Source organism: Shewanella sp. UCD-KL21, assembly GCF_001957135.1.
Lineage (GTDB): Bacteria > Pseudomonadota > Gammaproteobacteria > Enterobacterales > Shewanellaceae > Shewanella.
Genome location: NZ_MPHK01000005.1, coordinates 230,204 through 248,847 on the forward strand (window position 1 = coordinate 230,204; position 18,644 = coordinate 248,847).

Below are 18,644 nucleotides of genomic sequence, written 5' to 3' on the forward strand. Positions count from 1 at the left end.
CTGGTTATTTACTCTGTGGTCAATGCATTCACAATGGCTGTTAACTTAAAGCATAACCCCCTTTAAGGTGGGCAATATTATCAAACCCTAAGCGCTGCATGGCTTGGGCGGCCACCATGGAGCGGCTACCACTGCGGCACACTAAAACCCATGGCTTGTGCTTTTGGTGTTGATGCTGCTGAATAAACTGCACTAAGCGGGTTAATGGTACATTCTCAGTGGTGCTACTGGTGGGTTGCAGTGCGTATTCATGGGGCTCACGAATATCGATGACGCTAACTTGTTGTGCAGATAAAGCGTTGGTTAAACTTTCTGCATTGTATTCAGTAATATTCACTTTAGCGGTTAGGTTAGCTGGCAATGCGCCGCAAAGAATTTCACTGCCTGACTCATCACACAACTGGCTATCAAGCTGGGCTTTTAGCTGTTCAAATTGGCTTTGGCTTAATTGGCCATTTAAGGTATTGGCCAGCAGTGCGTTACGGCTAGTTTCTGCTGCTAATGAAGTCGTAAACTCATTGTTATAGTCATGGCTGGCACAAATCAGGGTGTTGTCACCGATAAGCTGATGCAGTCGCTTAAGGCTGGTAAACATGGCTTTAGCGCAGCTAGTGTCAAAGTTAGTTCTGCCGAGACTGCCCATTAATACCATGTCACCAGTAAAGGCAAAACGGCACTGCTGGTTAAGTGATTTAGTGATCGATATTGCTTCAGATGAGTCATCAGCTGATTTATTTGGTAACTCATTATCGAAAGCGTTAGCTAATGGATCACATAACAGCAAACTAATACTGTCGGCGGTATGGCCTGGGGTGGCAACTTTCAGCAGTGCTTGGTTGCCAATGGTGATGTAGTCAAACAACTCGCCCGCTTGGGTGACGTTGCTGCAGTTTTGCGGCCAGCCTAAATGATCGCTTAATTGATCCGGCAAATGTTTGTCGGCAAGGTATTGGCGACTAGAGACATGATCCGCATGACCATGGGTGTCGATCACTGCCACTAATTCAAGTTGTTGACACTGCAAGAGGGTATCTAAGCGCTCATTGAGTTCTGGCAGCGGATCGATGATCACCGCTTGCTTGCTGTGTTGATCAGCATAAATCCAACTACAGTTCGGGCCTGAGCGTAATTGAACCAAACCATTTAATGGTTGTTTTTGGCTAATTTCACCACTGTCTAAAATCATACAGCTATGGGTTAATGCATTGGCGGCAGATTGAATTCTGATGCAGGCTTCATCCACCTGCGTTTGAGTCATGGCGGGGCCAAAAGACATTCTGATGGCTGATTCACTTTGCCATTTAGGTAATCCCATGGCATCTAATACAAAGCTGCGAGTCACTTTTGATGAACAAGCAGAGCCTGAACTGACGCGAATATTGGCGGCATCAAATAAATCCATAATCTCTTTGCTGCTAAAGCCTTCAATAGCAAAGTTGATGGTTGTTGGCACGCTATTGCTAAAACTGTGGTTAAACACGACAGCAGGAAAAGCGCTTTTAAGGGTATCGACTAACTGTTGTTGATAAGCCCTTAAAGTATCGACATCGGCAAACTGGTTTTTAGCCATCGATTGCGAGTTATTTAACAGCATATCAAAAATGACATTTATGGCTGCCATGCCCGGTAAGTTTTCAGTACCTGAGCGCAGGCCGCTTTCTTGGCCGCCGCCAGCAATAATCGGCGTAAATGGCGCGCCTTCGCGGATATAAACAAAGCCAATGCCTTTAGGGGCATATAGTTTATGGCCGCTAAAAGGCGCGTAGTCGATACTGGTGTTGGCTAAGTTTAATGCCGTTTTACCCAGTGCTTGAACGCAATCCACTAACCAATAGATATCAGGGTTAGCTTGGCGAATGATGCTATCAAGCTGAGTTAAGTCTTGGTAAACCCCGGTTTCATTATTAACCGCCATGGTGCAAATCATTAAGGCATTGGGCGCTTCTTTAGCGATAAAGTCTTGATCAAGCTTACCCATATGATCCACGGGGATCGCTTTAATTTCAGCATTGATCTCAAGAATTGCATTCCAATGCTTTAAGGATTCTGGCACCGCTTTATGCTCAGTGGCGCCATATAACAAGCTGTATGTTTGATCTTGCTTGAGGCTTGTTTTAGCGGCAGTTTTAGCCGCGACTAAGGCTGAAATTATTGCGGTTTGAATCCCTTCTGTGGCGCCGCTGGTAAAAATAACCGTACCTGTGTCAGCGCCAATCACTTGTTTAGCTTTTACTCGAGTCTGCTCCATCAGGTTTTTGGCTTTAAGGCCGCTGATATGGCTACTACTTGGATTACCAAATAGGGTTTCCATAGTGGTTAATGCTGCCGTTGCAGCTTGGGGTAACACAGGAGTTGTGGCATTGGCATCGAGGTAAATTTGGCTTAGTTCAGTGGCGCTGTTCATAGGGGTAAGGCTCGCATGTTGATTAGTTGTTATATAGCTTTTGGTTATAACTAATTTCTTGTGGTTATATTAACAGCTTGATAATAACGATCAAGATCACATTTTTACTTATATTAGAAAATGTAGAGATAAATTAGCGTTTGTAATTAAAGAAGGTTTGTAAAGCGGTTTAGTGGCAATTTATGTCAGAAACTCAAAGCTATCAGCTAGGGTGAAGTCAGATTTAAAGTATTTTGTTATTGATTATTAGAATAATAAAAAAGGAATAAGGCGATTAACGCTTATTCCTTTTTAATCCGCGATAAGCGGGCGAGGATACAGCTAAGACCTAGAACCTGACTTAGGTGTCGAACTGGAATCAGACTTTGACTTTGATAACCACTTTTCTGACACTCTTGGGTGTATCGCTGGTGCCGGGCATATGCATGTCTTCAGGGAAGAAAATCGCAAACATACCTGCTTTTAAAGGAATAAAAGCCGCATCAGCTTTATTGGCTTCATAATCGTACTTACTGTAATCATGCTCATTGTGATAAGGCGCTAACGGCGCTTGATCTGCAAGTGGCAAATAGCCAAATTCTTCTTCACCGCTAACCACAAATTGCACATCAATATAACGCTGGTGGCTTTCAAAAGACTCAGTGTGTTTCGGCTTAGTTTGGTAATCATTGACGATAGCAAATATATCTTTGCCTTCAATGGGATAATTGCCTAATTCATATTGGCTAAAATCAGTGGCTGCGAGGTGAGCAAGTGCGGTGGCTAATCTTGGGCTGAGATTATGATAAAGCTGATGATTTGCTAGGGTATCGACAATCATGATAAGTCTCTAAAAGTTAAGATAAGTTATTATCGCTTAATTTAGCATGCTGCACCATGAGAGATAAATTTATACAGGGCAGCGAAAATAATCAGCTTAGACAAAGCGGCGATCAGTTGGTTATGATGATAGTGCGGTTGACATGAATAGGATATCAAGTGGCAGCATTACGATTATTAGCAGGTAAAACGGCATTTGAACAAATTGAACAAAACGGCTTACAGCAGTCGATGTTTACTCAATTGTTTGCTGCATCTGGTGGCCCCAAATGGATTGGTGTCGCAGGGCTCGATAAATATTTGTTCAGTGAGTTTTTTAATCACAGACAAACACCTCTTTATACCATGGGCGCATCATCTGGTGCCTGGCGTTTAAGCTGTTTAGCGCAAAATAATCCGTTAGAGGCCTATCATCGCTTTGAAGACTATTATATTGATCAGCGCTACGAAACTGTGCCTTCTCGCCAAGAGGTGACTGAGCAGGTAGAGCGAATTATTGCTGGCATATTAGGTGCTAATGGCGCCATGGATATAGTCAATAACCGTATTATTCAGAGTCATTTTGTGGTGTGTAAGGCTAAGCATTTAAATGCTGGGCGTTCCAAAGGGAAATTAGCAATGGGGCTGGCTGCTACTGCAGTGTCTAATGCTGTAAGCCGTCGCAGTTTAGCTTGGCACTTTGAAAGGCTGGTATTTAGTCATCAACAAATTAAATCGCCTTTTTCACAGTTAGCCGATTTACCCACCGAGCATGCTCAATTAACTCGCAGTAATATTAATCAAGTGTTGTTAGCCACTGGCTCAATTCCATTATTGCTTGCGCCAGTGACCCAAATCAATGGTGTCAGTGACGGTCATTATTACGATGGCGGCATTACTGATTATCACTTTGATATGCCTTTACCTGCCGCAGAAGGCTTAAGTTTATATCCGCACTTTTATCCTTACATGAGCCCTGGCTGGTTTGATAAGTCGCTAAAATGGCGCCGTGCTGGAAAGCATTATCATAATGCGCTGATCCTGGCGCCGACCCCAGAGTTTATTGCTTCATTGCCTTATCAGAAAATTCCTGATCGTGAAGACTTTAAAAAGCTTGATAGCGACAGTCGTATCGCTTATTGGCGCGAGTCGGTTAAGCGCAGTGAGCAACTGGCGATTGAGTTTGCTGACATCATTGAAAACCAGTCGGTGATGAGTCATTTAGAGCGGCTTTAAGCTGCTTTATTGATTGTTTTTAAGCGCCGATGTTAAGGGCTATTTTAAGGGCTACCTTAAGCGCTATCTGATCGCTTTTTGAAACTATTTCGTAAAATACCCTGTCTAATAATCAAGCGCTTTAAGTCGGCGTTATTGGTTCATTACAGCTATCATTAAAAAGAATGATAAGTTAACAACGACTAGCAAATAAACGATCTAGCACTAAACTTAATTAATTCATAACTGTGACAACTGCTTGATTATATAGGCTGAAATAGCCATTGGTTATTGATAAGAGTTATTGATAAGAGTTATTGATATGAGCTATTGATAAGGGTTCTTGACAAGGCTTATTGAAAAGATAGTTATGTTGAACGCTATGGTGTTAGCCGTTGACGAAAATTTATCAGCATTTCTGTAGTCTGGAGGTTGCGATGAAAACATTAGAAATGGCCTTGGTTATTCAAGAGGCGGTTATTCTTCCTGGCGGCCGCCAAGAGATCAGAGTGGTATCGCCAAATCAACTGTTAATGGTTGCGAGTGTCCTGAAAGGGGATTACCGCTTAGCTTTAGCTGCGAGCAAAAGTAGCAGCAAAAGTAGCGGTAAAAGTAATAGCAGTCCGCCATGCTACAGCACTGCGACAGAGTGTGAAATTATCGACTTTCATCAACTCGATGATGACTCATTAAGTGTTGTGATTGAAGGCCGCCAAAGAGTGAAAATTCTATCAGCCGCGCAACTAAGGGACGGAAGTTGGATTGCGCGCACATTAGCCTGTCAAAATTGGCAAGATGAACCCATAGGCGAAAAGTTTGAAATTATCAGTGCCGCTTTAGAGCAATTTTATGAAGTAAACCCAGATTTATTGGAATTATATAATCAGGTGCATTTAGAAGATGCTACTTGGGTAAGCCAGCGGTGGTTAGAAGTGTTACCTATGTATAACAAGGATAAATTACAGCTTGTTGAGCAACCTAATTGCCACAAGACTATGGCTTTTGTGCTGCAGCTATTAAAGTCTCATGTTGATGCCTAAGTTGCAGCTTTTACAGCAATGATGAGTCCTTCGCTGTGATTTTAACTGGTCAAATTTAGGTTAACTGTGCTGGATTTTACTTCAAGCGGCTGGTTAACAGAAAAGCTTAGGTTCATTTATATTACCTATGTCCGTTATACTGACGGCATATGTAAGTCACTAATCATTGTAACTATGTCTTCTGATACCTCAGCTAGAGCTGCGCAACCTTCTTATGTGGTGTTACCGCAACTGACTCATCCTTCGAAAAATGCAGCTGCAAGCTCAACAGCGCCAAAAACCGTGGTGGAATTTTTAGTGTCGCATTTTGCGCAAATTCCATCGCAGGTGTGGTTAAAGCGGATTGAGGACGGCAAAGTGCATTGGGCAGATGGCAGCTTGATCACTGTCGATACTGCCTATAGACCAGCAACAAGGGTGTATTACTACCGAGAAGTGGTAGCGGAAACCAAGATCCCATTTTTGCAGAAAATTTTGCATCAAGATGAGCATTGTATGTTGGTGTTTAAACCACACTTTTTGCCAGTAACCCCCAGCGGAAACTTTGTTAACGAATGCTTAATCCATAGGCTAAGGATTGCCACCGGCATTGACACGATAACTCCTGCCCACCGCCTTGATAGGCCTACAGCAGGCATCATGCTAATGACGGTTAACCCTGAGTCTAGGCATGCGTATCATGCACTCTTTAGTGATGGCAAAATTACAAAGCAGTATCAAGCGATAGCTAAGTTAACACCGGCATTATTGGTACAATCCCAAGCGGGTGAATTAAGCTTGCCAATACACTGGACGGTTAAAAATAGGATGGTGCGCTCAACCCCAAGCTTTTTAATGAAAGTGACTGAAGGTGAGCCCAATACCCATTCTGAAATTAGCCTTATTGCCATAAAAGGCGATAAAGGTTTATTTGAGCTGAGCCCGATCACTGGGAAAATGCATCAGCTTAGGGTACACATGATGTCGTTGGGGATGCCGTTAGAAAACGATACCAATTATCCTACTTTAGCGCCAAAGAGTGCCGATGATTTTTCAAAACCGTTACGGTTAATTGCTAAATCACTGCAGTTTATTGACCCGATTAGCCATATTGAGCGCCAGTTGAGCTGCGAAGGCTATGAGGCTGAATTTGATCTTTAACCTGCTTGATTAAATGCTATATCAGCATGAGTCTCTCGTAGCAATAACTGTTTACTGTGCTGAATATATGAATTTGATGAGCTGTGACGACCGACTATCGATACCAAAGATATTAGTGTTTGCAGTGGTTTGCAGTGGTTTGCAGTGGTTTGCAGTGGTTTGCAGTGGTTTGCAGTGGTTTGCAGTGGCTGATGGTTGCTTATCGTAGCGTGTAGTGGCTATGGCATAGTTAACTCCAACAACATGGACATTTAGGAAACATGGAAAGACTGAAGTGCGCTGCAGTGTTCATCATTTGTTTTGTGGTCTTTATCTTCGGCTTTAAAGCCTTAGATGACCTCATTGCGCATGAGTTGATCCAAAGAGACACCCAACTGCTGTCTGAAAAGCTCATTATGTATATTGATGATTCAGCGGCGCAGTTGCGATCGCTGCCTGTTATTACTGAAGACTATCAATGCAGCGACACTAATCAGCAGCAGTTATCGATGGCGGTGTTTAATTCAAGCTTTATTCGCTGGGCTGCGGTCATGAATGGCTTAAAGGTTGAGTGTCGCTCACAGCTGATCCCAAGAAAAGTAGAAAAACTAGTCAAGCACCGTATTGGTGAGAATTTACATATGGCGGTGATCAAACAAGTTGACTCTGAAGTTCATGAATTATTTTTAGTTCATCATGCTGGGAAGTTTCAGTATGTCGCCAGTATCATTCCGATGAATCCCCGTTACTTCGTGCCAGTGCATTGTGATGACTGTTTAGAATACAGCATTACCATTGATGGTATTGAAGACACGCTAGCCGCAGTGCCTATGATGGAGTTTGGTTTCAACGAATTTGAAGGCAATCATGTGGTGGTTGAGCAAGTTAGCCAGCAAACACAACATTATATCGCTAAGTTCACTTTGTCAGGTAATGAAGCGTTTTTCGGCCAGTATCAAACATTGAATTGGTGGCACAGTGGCGTGCTGAGTTTGCTATTTTCTATGCTGGTGGCTATCGCATATTGGCTCTGGAAATATACTCATTTGTCCATGGGCTCGCAAATTAAAAGAGCCATCAAAAATGATGAATTTATTCCTTTTTATCAACCGGTGATCAGCGCTCGGACTCGTCAAATTATGGGCGCTGAAGTGTTAATGCGTTGGCAGCAAGGCAATGGCGACCTTATCCCACCAAACCAGTTTATTCCTTTTGCAGAGTCTGCGGGTTTCATTGTTGATATGACATACTCAATGCTGGATATCATGGTCGCGGATATTGAGACCGCAGCTCATCAACTTAAGCCGTTATTTTTCTGTATTAATATTGTTCCTGAGCATTTAGATGACGATAAACTTTATCGCTATATTAAGGCGTTAAAAGAGTCTGGCAAGCTGGGGCAGCACCGCATCTCTTTAGAGATAACTGAGCGCCAACCCATTGTTGATTTAGTCAAAGCTCGTAAGATGCTGGATAAGTTTTATGCCATAGGCGTTGATCTAAAATTGGATGATGCTGGCATGGGCTATGGCGGCTTTAATTATGTGAAAAACCTCGGCATTAGTACCTTAAAAATTGATAAAGCCTTTATCGATACAATTGGCGTTAAGGATAATTTTAATGAAAAAACCCTTGATGCCATCATCTCGTTTGCTAATAAGTCGGGCTTAACCGTTATTGCAGAAGGGGTCGAAACCCAGCAGCAATTAGCCTATCTTCAATCCCAAGGTGTTGATTTAATTCAAGGGTATGTATTTTCTAAACCGTTATCTTTTTATGACTTTTTTACGAATTACAGCAATTAATCGCTCAATTTAGATTAGCTGACAATAGCGCGTTTTATGATGGGCCGCCGCGAGTAAGTCGCGGCTTTTTATTGCCTAAAATACAGGGTTACACCTCGCAATAAGTGATGCTTTATTGTGCGATATGCAGCGAAAAAAGTAGCAATAGCGCTTAAATGAAAATGCTTTGTATTAGGTTGGTGTGTGAAGCGCTTAACTCAAGGTCGATTAATGAGTAATCATTGAGTGGGGCGGCTAAAGAGGTAAACTGAAATCGCTTAGTTATTTTAATAGCTGTAATGCTGATGTTTTAGCGATGACGTTACGTCGTTACTCTGACTTAGTTAGCTAACTTTATGTGGTTGAGCTGACTTAATGAGCTGACGTATTTGATAGGGGGTTATCTTGAGCAGAAAAAACCGACATGCAACAGCTTTAGTGCTGTTATCAGCGAGTTTAACCCCGATTAGCGTGACAGCAGATCAAATCTATTTCAGCTTCGATAACGATGTCATCGTCGGTGTTGATGGTGATTATTCCAATGGGCTATTAGTTGGCTGGCTTGCAGCCCCTGAGCGCGACTTTAGCTCTGCCTCAACAGCATTTCAATGGCAGTCAAAGTTATTGTTTACGCAACAAACTGAGCAAAGCCATCGCGGCGCTAAGCTTTACAGCCGTATGTGGACACCGACTGAAATTGCCTATGACTTCCCTCAGCCCCAAGAAAGACCCTATGCCGGTTTAGTCGAACTCGAAAGCTATACCGGGATATTTAGCCCAACATTGGCACAAAAAAACTGGCTGACTATTGGCGTTATCGGTCCTGCTTCTGGGGCGGAAGCAATGCAAACTCTGGTGCATAAAATAACCTCGTCGACCCCGCCCAAAGGCTGGGATTATCAAATCGAAAACCAACTGACTTTGCAACTGGCTTATGAGGTTGATGCTTTACTCACACGCCAGCAAGCATTTGAAAATAGTCAGTGGGACTTAAGTGTGTTTAACCATACTATGGCAGGGAATTTTCGCTCGCAAACCAGTGCGGGTTTAACTTTGCGCTGGGGCGATGACTTAGCGCAAACCTTTGGCCAAGTTTCCAGTCAGGCAGGGCATTGGGGCAATTTTAGTTATTCCGCCAATCCCCATGGTAGCTGGATGGCGTATTTAAGAATGCAGGCGGGATATCGGTTCAATGATTTAACCCTTGATGGTGATTTACCCTATGAGTCAGCACTTGAAATTAACCATGAGCAAGCCCAAGCAAGTTTAGGGGTGATATGGGCGTTTCCTACATGGTCCGTGCGCTGGAGTTTTGATTTTTACAGCAAAGAATATCAATCTGATGTGGATGATTGGCACGGTTATGGGGTGATAAGCTACAGCAAAGTGCTTTAGCTTAGATATGAAAGCGTATCAAGGCTAGGTAAGCCTGATACGCTATGACGGTGTTCTATAACACTGGGGTACAGATTTTCAATCTATGGTTGCTGACGAGTTGGCGCTAACACGATTTCTCGTACACAAACATTTTGCGGCATTTCAAAGGCAAATACTGCCGCATCTGCAACCGCTGTTGGCTCGATAACGCCGCCCATGAACTCTTTCCATTCTTGATAGCCAGCTTTAATGTCTTCATCGGTAGTGTGGCTAAGCAGGGCTGTTTCAACAGCGCCAGGGGCAATGGTCACCATACGCACATCATCCATGGCCACTTCTTCGCGGATATTTTCAGTGAGCGCATGCACAGCAAACTTACTGGCACAATAAGCTGCATGGTTAGGGAAGGTTTTACGCCCTGCAATAGAGCTGACGTTGATAATCGTCCCTGTTTTACGGGCTTTCATATCAGCAAGCACTGCATGAATGCCATTAAGCACGCCCATAACATTGATGTTGAGCATCAGGCTCCACTGGGCTGGATCTTGCACATCAGCTTGACCAAGTAGCATCACCCCTGCGTTATTGACTAAGCAGCCAACTGAGCCAAACTTTGCTTCAGCAGTCGCAATTGCAGCTTTCATCGCTGCGGCATCAGTTACATCAACACTAATAGATAGGCTATTTGGTAAGTTAAGTGCTTGCATTGGCTCAACGCGACGCGCAAGTAAAAGCAGTGGATGACCTTTAGCGCTAAAGGCGTTCGCCATAGCGGCACCGATACCTGATGATGCGCCAGTAATGACAACAAGTGATTTCATGATGTTTACCTCGTTCGTTAAGTTATGAGCATTATAGGTAATGGTTTATTGTTGATATATAATTCACAAAGAACATCATTGTTTACATATAGCGCCTATTGGTCTTTAGTATAGAATCAACCTGAGCAGAAAATACCATGAACCTAGAGATAAATTTGATTGATATCAGAGCCTTTGTGGTGATTGCCGAGCAAGGCAACTTTACCCAAGCGGCGCAAGTATTAGGCTGTTCACGGTCGCACTTATCAAAGCAGTTATTAAATTTAGAAAAGTTTCTTGGGGTCAGCTTAATTATTCGTACCACCCGAACCCAAAGACTGACAGAGCAAGGCCAGCAATTGCTGTTGCAATGCCAGCAAGCGTTAGCACAAATCGATCAAGTGGTGGCAATGACATTAGACAGCGCTGAAACATTGCAGGGCAATATCCACATTAATTGCGTTGGCGGGGTGATTGGTGAAGATATTTTAGTGGCCTTGGTAAATGACTTTATTAAGCAGTACCCTGAAATTACCATCGATCTTGATTTTAGTAGTCAGCGGGTTGATTTAATCGAGGGCCATTTTGATATTGTATTTCGTATGGGCGAGCTGGCTGATTCAAGCTTGGTGGCCAGAAAACTGATGGATATTGAAAACCGCACTTTAGTCGCCCCCGAATACTTAGCGAAGTATGGTCAACCGCAGCATCCAAGCGAGCTTAATAATCACCTTTGTATTACTGGTTCTATCAGCCATTGGCGCTTTGGCCATAGGCAAGGAGCCCAAGCTGTAGAAGTCGCCATTAAAGGCGGTTTTAAGTGTAAAAATGGCCGCGCCATGAAAGCCAGCGCCTTAGCGGGAAATGGCATTGTGCGATTGCCTTATTTATATTGCTCTAATGAAATTGCAGCGGGTCAATTAGTGAATGTGTTTAATGATTGGCATATTCCCGACACGCCCTTTTATATGCTTTACCATAAAGATAAATTCCAACCAGAAAGGCTGAAAAAATTTATTCAATTCACCATGGAAAATTTTAAGCGCTATCTACCTGATTCATAAAATAACATTTAAATAAACGGCTGGTTAAATTCATCTATGCCGTAAAAGTCCAACGGGCTTGAAGCCTATTTTCAATTTTTTCGACTATCTTTAATAGATAATTAAAAATGAAAATGGTGAATGATGAGATCCTTAGCGCTGCTATTGTTTTTACTGCTGTTTGCGATAAATGCGCAAGCGGGTCAGCTTTATTTTGAAGTTCGCAGTGATAGCATGGGCGGCACAGGTGTAGCCTCATCAAGTCGTATCGGCGCAAGCTTTATTAATCCTGCTTTACTGGCTATTTACGCCCCCAAAACCAATGAGTTCTCCTTACTGTTACCGGTTGTGGCTGCTGAAGTGGATGATAGCGACAATATGGTTGATAAGTTTGACTCACTGCAAGACAGTTTTGATAACTTAGACACCGCTATCAAGGGCAATGATACTGATAATATTGCCGGTTTTCGTGATGATTTAGTTATTGATTTACATGCCCTCAATGGCACTAACGCCTCGGTATCTGCCGCTATTGGCGCAGCATTGGTATTGCCAACCCAAACCGTGCCGATGGCGCTATTTTACAAAAGTCACCTTGACGCTATGGGCGTTGCTGATATTGCTCAAGGGGATATTGATATGCTGTCGAGTCTAGACCCTAACAATCCGCCAGCAGAGCTCAGTGACTTAGACTCCCAAGGCCGCGTATTAGCCGCCGGAGTGACGGATTTTGGGGTGGCGTTAAGCTTTCCACTGTCAATAGTTTACATGCCTGTGCAAGTTGGGATTTCACCTAAGTTTCAGCGCATTGATACCTATCATTACTCTGCCAGTGCCAATAATTTTGATGTAGATGATTTTGATGATGACAAATATCGAAATGATGACAGCTTATTTAATCTTGATATTGGGGTGGCCATTGAGCCAACAGAAAGCTTAACCCTTGGGCTATCAGCCCGTAATTTATTCAGTAAGAAAGTGGCGACTGTTGAGGCTCAAGGTCAACAGTTTAAATATCAAATTGAGCCGTTAGTGACTGCTGGAGCTGCCTATGATTGGTCCAGAGTCACCTTAACCACGGATATTGATCTGGTGGAACAAAGCCGTTTTAGCCAGTTTGATGCGGTGCAGTATTGGCGAGTGGGCGGTGAAGTTAAAGCCACTGACTGGCTATATTTACGCATGGGCTATCGCCATGACTTAAAGGATAATAGCGTCGATATTTACTCTTTCGGCACCGGCTTTGCCATCGGCCAAGCCTTTAAGCTGGATATGAGCGGCAGTTATGGTGATGATGCCATTGGCGCTGTGCTGCAAACTTCTTATCACTTTTAAGCGTTGTCATTTTTAGCTGTCATCACTTTAGCTCTATATCAGCATCTATATCAGCATCTATATCAGCATCTATATCAGCATCTATATCAGCATCTATATCAGCATCTATATCATCAGCAACTATATCATCAGCTACAAAAAGATAATCCACTAGCCTGCTGATAATTCGATTAACGATTTAACAGTTAGCAATAATGCACTCAAGCTACACAGCGCCATAGTGGCGATGCGGGTCTTATTTTTATCAACTTTATTGGTTAGCTTTCCTGCGGCAATATTACCTAATATCACCGATGGCAATAACATCAATGACAACCACAGATGTTTTGTTTCCACTAAGCCGGCAAGCATTAAAATAATTAGCGCGATCATTGAGCTGAAGACAAAAAAGATCGAGAGTGCGGCTCTAAACTGCGGCGCATCTTTACCGGCTAATAAAATCGCTAATGGCGGCCCACCAATGGCGGCAATATTTCCAAATATCCCCGACAAGATGCCTGCAATAAATAGCGAAAGCCGATTAACTGGCGCAGTGATCTTATAAATACTCAGCAGCACTGCGGCGCCGACAATAAAGGCAATGGCTAACCCCAGCACAGCTTGGGGGGCAAACAGTAATAAACCTGCACCCATAAAGCCACCGGGTATTCGCCCCAGCAGCGCATATTGCAGCCCATTAAACTCCAATTGAGTCCGTTCACGCAATAAGGTCAATAAGGCGATGGAAAAGCCCATCATAATCACAGGGGCTGGGACTAACTGAGGATCGATGATGTAAAGAAGTGGACTCGCAACAACCGCAAGCCCAAAACCGATAAGGCCTTGAGTTAATGCGCCTAGAAATATAATAACCGATGCAAGCATCAAGGTCTGCGGATCGATAAATGCCATTGACGACCCTTTAGGCGCAATACTGCAACTGACTCTCGACTTGAGAGCTAGGTGCATTAAATGACGAGTGCGGTTTCATTAAGTGAGCCGACTTACACTTTAGCGAAGATACTTCAAAGCACCTACTTCAGCGCAAGTCCTAGGGTTACTTAATCAAGATCTTCCCACTCAATTCCCATGGCATCCATCAAAGCTTTTGCTTCAGATGGGATGCTATCAGGCCCTTCTTTTGATAAGTCACCGTCATTAGGCAGTGGTTGACCTGTGTAGGCATGTAAAAATGCTTCACACAGTAGCTCACTATTGGTTGCATGACGTAAGTTATTAACCTGGCGGCGGGTACGTTCATCAGTCAATACTTTTAAAACTTTTAAAGGTATGGATACCGTGATTTTTTTAACTTGTTCATTTTTTTTGCCATGTTCGGCATATGGGCTGATATAGTCGCCATTCCATTCAGTCATTAACTCACCTTTATACGATAGATTCGTGGCAGATTTTAACCGCTAATTAATAACAGTCAAATTATTGCGGTTATTCTATAACGAATGGAAATAGATTTCTTTATGTTTAGACGTCTAAACGGCTGATTTGTATTGACGATGTGACTTAGCTTAGGTACATTTAGCCATCTAGACATCTCTTTAGTGTGTATTCTTTAGGAGTTTACAATGAGCAAACATCGCGCAGCTACACTAGCAGTACGCCAAGGTATCGAGTCAGATACCCAATATGGCGCTGTAGTCCCGCCGATTTACCTATCAACAAATTATTCTTTTGATGGCCATAAAAACCCTAGAGAGTTTGATTATAGTCGCTCAGGAAACCCGACGCGCTGCGTGTTAGGTGAAGCCATTGCCAAACTTGAACATGGCGCTACTGGGGTGGTTACTTGTACCGGTATGGCTGCGATTACCTTGGTCACTAGTTTATTAGGCCCCGATGATTTATTGATTGTGCCTCACGATTGTTATGGCGGCAGTTATCGTTTGTTCACAAATCTTGCCAATAAAGGCCAATTTAAATTACTGGTAATTGATCAAACAGATGAGCAAGCACTCAGTGATGCGATTGCCCAGAAACCTAAAATGGTGTGGTTAGAAACCCCATCAAACCCATTATTACGTGTCGTTGATATTAAAGCGATTGCTGAGCAAAGCCATAAAGTCGATGCCTTAGTGGTGGTCGATAACACCTTTTTATCGCCAATTTTGCAGCAACCTTTAGATCTGGGCGCTGATATCGTCATGCACTCCACCACTAAATATATCAATGGACATAGTGACGTTGTAGGTGGCGCTGTGGTGGCTAAAGATCCAGAACTGGGCGAATTACTGCACTGGTGGTCAAACACTTTAGGGCTAACAGGCTCGGCTTTTGATAGTTACCTAACCTTACGTGGCATTCGTACTTTAGCTGTACGTATTCGCGAGCATCAAAAAAATGCTCAACACGTTATTGAGGTACTTCAGGCCAGCAACCTTGTCGAAAAAGTGTATTATCCAGGCTTAAAAGACCACCCAGGTCACGATATTGCAGCTAAGCAACAACAAGGCTTCGGCGCTATGTTAAGTTTCGAGCTTAAAGGCGGTGAAGCAGAAGTGGTTGCCTTTTTAAATGCGCTGTCTATTTTCAGTGTTGCTGAAAGCTTAGGCGGAGTGGAAAGCTTAGTTGCCGTACCTGCAACCATGACCCATAGAGCAATGGCGCCTGCAGCACGTTATGACGCTGGCATTAAAGATACTTTACTGCGACTATCTGTCGGTATTGAAGATGCTGAAGACTTGGTTGCCGATATTGAAGTCGGTTTAGCTGCTGTCGCTGCGCTTTAAGTTAATCTCCCTTGGCTATATTGATGTAGTCAGGCTGGTATATGTTGTTTAAGGAGTGAAAAATGGCCCGCAGTCATTTACATAAATTTGGTGGTTCAAGTCTTGCTGATGCAGATTGCTATCGCCGCGTTGCCCATATTTTACTGACTCACGGCAACAGTGATGATTTAGTCGTTGTTTCAGCTGCGGGTAAAAGTACTAACTTTTTATATAAATTACTCTCCTTAAGAGAAAACGGTGACCTGTGGCAAGAAGAGCTACAAGTACTGGTGAGCTATCAGCAAAACCTAATTGAGCAACTTCTCTGCAACGAGCAAGCGCGCGATTTACGTGAGCGCCTATCAACCGACAAATCACAATTAGTCAGTTTATTGTCCCTTGAAGAGCGCAATGAATTTCAGCTCAATCATGTACTAAGTTTTGGTGAGCGCTGGTCTGCACGTTTAATGGCGGCCCTGTTAAGAGAGTCAGGCGTTGCGGCCGCGAATATTGATGCCTGCTCACTGCTGGTGGCTGATGAAGGCCCAGTGCCGAATATTCGTCTTGATGAGTCCCGCGAAAAAGTCCAAAAGCTGCTTGATGCTAATCCAAATACACGCTTAGTGATCACCGGCTTTATCTGCGCAAACAGGCAAGGGGATACCTTATTACTTGGCCGCAATGGCTCAGATTACAGTGCCACCTTAATTGCCAGTTTAGCGGACATTGAACGAGTGACTATTTGGACCGATGTTGAAGGGGTGTTTAACGCTGATCCCAATAAAATTAATGATGCCAAATTACTTGAAAGCATGTCGCTGGCTGAAGCCGATCGCTTAGCTAAACTCGGCTCGCCAGTATTGCACAGCCGTACTTTACAGCCGTTATTTGATACGAATGTGAGTCTCGCGGTGCGCTCAAGTTACGCATCACATACTGACTTTACCCTTATTGCGCCACAAAGTTCGTCAGCCAGTGCCCCAGTGGTTACCAGTTTAAATGAAGTGGTGGTGTTTCGCTTAAAGCAGCAAGCGCCGATTCAAACTACGCTGGAGTTGTTAGAACAAGCCGGTATTGCGCCGCTAGCATATTGGTGCTCAGCTCATCATAAAGTTGAACTGGCATTCACTGCTGAAAACCAAAAGCAGGTGCAAGCGTTATTAGAGCTGCATAGCCAAGCGCTGGTCAATAGCGATATCCATGCCCATACCGATTTAGGTTTGGTGGCTTTGGTTAGCGCCGATGCAGAGCACTACCGCCGCAGTTTTGCCCGATTATTAAGTCGCGATGCCAAACCGCTTTATCAAGATGGTTTGAGTTTAGTGACCTTAGTGCCTAAGTCTCAGGTTAATTTACTCACTCAAAAAGTACACCGACGCTGCGCAGGCCCGCGCTTGCGTATTGGAGTGTTATTGCTTGGGGTTGGTAATATTGGTGAAGCTTGGATTGATTTATTTCAGCGATCATCGACCATGCTTAACCGTGAACTAGAAGCCAATGTGCAACTTGTGGGCTTAGTGAGTTCAAAAGAAGCGCTTATTTGCCAGCAAGGCATCGATGTCAATAACTGGCAAGATGACTTTGATACCACAGCAACAATTTGGGACTACCCTAGCTTATTTGAGCAGCTTGAACAGCTCGACTGCGATGAGCTAGTGGCCTTAGATATCAGCGCTAGCGCCAGCTTAACCTTACAATATCCAGAGTTTTTTGCCCGTGGTATTCATATGGTAAGCGCCAATAAACTTGCAGGTTCTGGGCCATTACCTTTTTACCGTGAGCTAAAGCAGCAGCTAAGTAATCGGCGTTTATTTTGGCGTTACAATGCCAGTTGCGGCGCTGGCTTACCAGTACAGCATGCCCTAAACGATTTACGCAATAGTGGCGACAACATCGAAGCCGTTGGCGGTATTTTTTCAGGCACTTTATGTTGGCTATTTGAGCATTACGATGGGCAAAAGTCTTTTTCTGATCTCGTGGTTGAAGCCCGCGGGTTAGGTATTACTGAGCCAGATCCTCGAGATGATTTATCTGGCCGAGATATGCAGCGAAAGTTACTTATTCTGGCCCGTGAAATTGGCTTTGAGATTGAGCTTGATGCCATTGAATTAAATTCATTAGTGCCTGCTGAATTAGCCGACTTGTCGTTAGATGACTTTTTAGCCCGCATTGGTGAGTTAGATGAGTTTATGTTGCAGCAATTCAATGCAGCCTTAGAGCGAAATAAAGTCTTAAGGTATGTGGCATCTTTAGATAAAGTTGATGGCAAAATGCATGCTGAAGTGGGCATTCAATGGGTCGACTCGAACCATCCCTATGCCAGTTTAACCCCAGGGGATAATGTGTTTGTCATCCGCAGCACGTTTTATCAGGGCAATCCGTTAATTATTCGTGGCCCAGGTGCAGGCCGAGAAGTGACCGCAGCAGCGGTGCAGTCTGACTTAGTACAAATCTGTAAGGATTTACTGCAGGAGTAATCTTTAAGCGTGAGTTAAACGACGATTAACTTGGTTAAAAGATTAACTTTAAAGGCCTATTTCTTAAGGGAATAGGCCTTAATTAGATGGTCCGCCTCACCCCTAAGCTAAAATTAGAGTTTGGCAATCAAAGAGGCGAACCATCATGTCTACTATTAAAGTCATTGGAATCGATTTAGGCAAATCTTCTTTTCACCTTGTTGGGCATGATCACACTGGTCGTGAACAATTTCGTCAACACTTAAGCCGTTCAAAACTTATTCAATTTTTAGCGCAAACACCTCAAACCATGATAGCAATGGAATCATGTGGTGGTTCCCACTGGTTGGCAAGAAAATGCCAAGCCCTCGGTCATGAGGTTAAACTTATTCCCCCGCAGTACGTTAAGCCTTATGTTAAAACCAATAAAAATGATTACATCGATGCCGATGCGATAGCAGAAGCATGCACAAGACCATCGATGCGCTTTGTTGGTGTTAAAACAGAATCAGCACAAGTCATTAGTGTTATTCAGCGAGTTCGCTCAAGTTATATCAAAGAGCGGACCGCG

At 43.5% G+C, this 18,644-nt stretch carries 16 protein-coding genes; 10 read left to right on the forward strand and 6 right to left on the reverse strand.

Features of this window, described 5'->3' with window-relative positions; translation table 11 throughout:
- Positions 1-40: 40 nt before the first annotated feature.
- Positions 41-2,404 (reverse strand): aminotransferase class V-fold PLP-dependent enzyme, encoded by a 2,364-nt coding sequence (locus BM739_RS06855; protein ID WP_076538874.1) that lies wholly within the window; start codon positions 2,402-2,404, stop codon positions 41-43.
- Between the two features lie 358 nt (positions 2,405-2,762).
- A complete protein-coding gene (locus BM739_RS06860; RefSeq protein WP_076538877.1) occupies positions 2,763-3,224 on the reverse strand; it encodes a YhcH/YjgK/YiaL family protein in 462 nt (153 codons plus the stop codon).
- Between the two features lie 158 nt (positions 3,225-3,382).
- Between BM739_RS06860 and BM739_RS06865 the strand changes: the two genes are divergently transcribed.
- From BM739_RS06865 to BM739_RS06885, 5 genes are all read left to right on the forward strand, one after another.
- Positions 3,383-4,438 (forward strand): alpha/beta hydrolase, encoded by a 1,056-nt coding sequence (locus tag BM739_RS06865; RefSeq protein WP_076538880.1) that lies wholly within the window; start codon positions 3,383-3,385, stop codon positions 4,436-4,438.
- Positions 4,439-4,854: 416 nt separating this feature from the next.
- A complete protein-coding gene (locus tag BM739_RS06870; RefSeq protein WP_076538883.1) occupies positions 4,855-5,457 on the forward strand; it encodes an LON peptidase substrate-binding domain-containing protein in 603 nt (200 codons plus the stop codon).
- A 174-nt stretch (positions 5,458-5,631) separates the two neighbouring features.
- A complete protein-coding gene (locus BM739_RS06875) occupies positions 5,632-6,597 on the forward strand; it encodes a pseudouridine synthase (protein WP_076538942.1) in 966 nt (321 codons plus the stop codon).
- 260 nt (positions 6,598-6,857) lie between these two features.
- Positions 6,858-8,381, forward strand: coding sequence for an EAL domain-containing protein (locus BM739_RS06880; protein WP_076538885.1), 1,524 nt, complete (start codon positions 6,858-6,860; stop codon positions 8,379-8,381).
- Positions 8,382-8,765: 384 nt separating this feature from the next.
- Positions 8,766-9,755: a lipid A deacylase LpxR family protein gene (locus tag BM739_RS06885; RefSeq protein WP_254843485.1), complete on the forward strand. Its 990-nt coding sequence runs from the start codon at positions 8,766-8,768 to the stop codon at positions 9,753-9,755.
- A gap of 83 nt (positions 9,756-9,838) precedes the next feature.
- Here BM739_RS06885 and BM739_RS06890 read toward each other — a convergent pair whose 3' ends face one another.
- On the reverse strand, positions 9,839-10,558 hold the full coding sequence (locus BM739_RS06890) for an SDR family oxidoreductase (RefSeq protein WP_076538891.1): 720 nt from the start codon (positions 10,556-10,558) through the stop codon (positions 9,839-9,841).
- Between the two features lie 137 nt (positions 10,559-10,695).
- On the opposite strand from BM739_RS06890, the gene BM739_RS06895 reads away from it, so the two are divergent.
- Together BM739_RS06895 and BM739_RS06900 are read left to right on the forward strand one after the other, a co-directional pair.
- A complete protein-coding gene (locus BM739_RS06895) occupies positions 10,696-11,601 on the forward strand; it encodes a LysR family transcriptional regulator (protein WP_076538893.1) in 906 nt (301 codons plus the stop codon).
- Between the two features lie 123 nt (positions 11,602-11,724).
- Positions 11,725-12,915: a conjugal transfer protein TraF gene (locus BM739_RS06900; protein ID WP_139326836.1), complete on the forward strand. Its 1,191-nt coding sequence runs from the start codon at positions 11,725-11,727 to the stop codon at positions 12,913-12,915.
- Positions 12,916-12,937: 22 nt separating this feature from the next.
- Here the strand turns inward: BM739_RS06900 and BM739_RS20645 are convergent, their stop codons facing one another.
- From BM739_RS20645 to metJ, 3 genes are all read right to left on the reverse strand, one after another.
- Positions 12,938-13,066 (reverse strand): hypothetical protein, encoded by a 129-nt coding sequence (locus tag BM739_RS20645; protein WP_303046087.1) that lies wholly within the window; start codon positions 13,064-13,066, stop codon positions 12,938-12,940.
- The gene (locus tag BM739_RS06905; protein ID WP_076538898.1) at positions 13,066-13,806 is read right to left on the reverse strand and encodes a sulfite exporter TauE/SafE family protein; all 741 of its coding nucleotides are present in this window, start codon (positions 13,804-13,806) and stop codon (positions 13,066-13,068) included. The genes BM739_RS20645 and BM739_RS06905 overlap by 1 nt, the downstream gene beginning before the upstream one ends.
- Before the next feature lie 149 nt (positions 13,807-13,955).
- Entirely contained in the window at positions 13,956-14,270 is a 315-nt protein-coding gene (gene metJ / locus BM739_RS06910; protein ID WP_076538901.1) for a met regulon transcriptional regulator MetJ, read from the reverse strand.
- A 207-nt stretch (positions 14,271-14,477) separates the two neighbouring features.
- Here metJ and metB point away from each other — a divergent pair, with 207 nt between their 5' ends.
- The 3 genes from metB to BM739_RS06925 form a co-directional block, all read left to right on the forward strand.
- Complete coding sequence (gene metB, locus BM739_RS06915; protein ID WP_076538903.1) at positions 14,478-15,638, forward strand: cystathionine gamma-synthase; 1,161 nt, start codon at positions 14,478-14,480, stop codon at positions 15,636-15,638.
- 62 nt (positions 15,639-15,700) lie between these two features.
- Positions 15,701-18,094: a bifunctional aspartate kinase/homoserine dehydrogenase II gene (locus BM739_RS06920; protein WP_076538906.1), complete on the forward strand. Its 2,394-nt coding sequence runs from the start codon at positions 15,701-15,703 to the stop codon at positions 18,092-18,094.
- A gap of 145 nt (positions 18,095-18,239) precedes the next feature.
- A partial coding sequence (locus tag BM739_RS06925) for a transposase (protein ID WP_139326833.1) occupies positions 18,240-18,644 on the forward strand: 405 nt, incomplete at its 3' end.